This is a genomic window from Roseovarius halophilus (ex Wu et al. 2025) (genome assembly GCF_047086965.1).
The window spans coordinates 1-1,013 of the sequence record NZ_JBKOTX010000502.1 but is presented as its reverse complement, the minus strand read 5'-3'; the positions used below and the strand labels follow the sequence as shown (position 1 = coordinate 1,013).

The window sequence follows — 1,013 nt, the reverse complement described above, 5'->3', positions numbered from 1 at the left end:
GTTGCGGGGCCCGGGTCCGGGGCGGGGTCGGGGGCGGGGTCGGGGGCGGGCTCCGGGGCCGCCGGTTCGTCCTCCGCGACGCCGCCCTCATCGACGATGGCGTCCAGCCCCTCCTCGATCTTCGAGGAGGACTTGAACAATCGATCCTTGAGTTTTCTGAAAAAGGCCATGCGCGCGCTCCGATAGTGGTTGCAAGATATCTAAACACAAGCCGGGCAAAGGTTAAGGGCGACCGCGCGATTCTGCGTCACCTCCGGCCCTGCCCTGCAAACGCTCCAGGCGGCGCACCGTTCGGACGCGGGTGGACGCACCGCCCCACCCTCTGCAAGATTGCGAACATGCGATCACTGGTTGCCATCCTTGTCCTGCTGCCGGCCGCCGCGCTGGCCGAAACCCCCATGACCGGGCCCGAGTTCGCGGACCACATGACCGGCAAGACCCTGACCTTTTCCGCCAATGGCCAGCCCTACGGTGCGGAATTCTACGCCCCGTCGCAGCGGGTCATCTGGTCCTTCCTGGACGGGGAGTGCATTCAGGGCGAATGGTATGCCGAGGGCCGCGCGATCTGTTTCGTCTACGACGGCGACCCCGAGCCCAAGTGCTGGGAGGTCTACAAGGAGGACAGTGGCATCCGCGCCGAGTTCCTCAACGATCCGGACACGACTATCCTTTACGAGGTCGAGGAAGCCAAGCCCCTGATCTGCGATAACATGGGGTCCTAGGGGCGGCCCACGGGACCTGCGCCCGCCTAGAACAGGCTCCCCTGGTCCGGGGGCGGCGTTTTCGACCTGGCCTTCTTCGGCTTCGGCCCGTCGCCGGGGCCGGCCGGCAGCTTGCCATCTGCGAATTCCAGTTCCAGCGCGGCGGCCTTGCCCGCGGCCTTGGCCGTCGTGACCACGGCGCCATCGCCGCGCACCACCGCGTAGCCGCGCTTGAGCGTCTCGGTATACCCCAGCGTGCGGCGCAGGTTGTCCAGCGCCTCGAGCCTTGCGGCGCGGCGGTCCTGCGCGCTG

At 67.6% G+C, this 1,013-nt stretch carries 1 protein-coding gene and 1 pseudogene; one reads left to right on the top strand and one right to left on the bottom strand.

Annotated elements, in window-relative coordinates:
* The first annotated feature begins 338 nt into the window (after positions 1–338).
* A complete protein-coding gene (locus ACH107_RS33140) occupies positions 339–722 on the top strand; it encodes a hypothetical protein (protein ID WP_310689887.1) in 384 nt (127 codons plus the stop codon).
* Between the two features lie 26 nt (positions 723–748).
* Here ACH107_RS33140 and ACH107_RS33135 read toward each other — a convergent pair.
* A pseudogene (locus ACH107_RS33135) lies at positions 749–1,013 on the bottom strand (exodeoxyribonuclease VII large subunit); the annotation flags it as partial.

Coding starts and splice junctions, on each gene's coding strand:
- ACH107_RS33140 (WP_310689887.1), top strand. CDS start 339: ATGCGATCACTGGTTGCCATCCTTGTCCTGCTGCCGGCCGCCGCGCTG.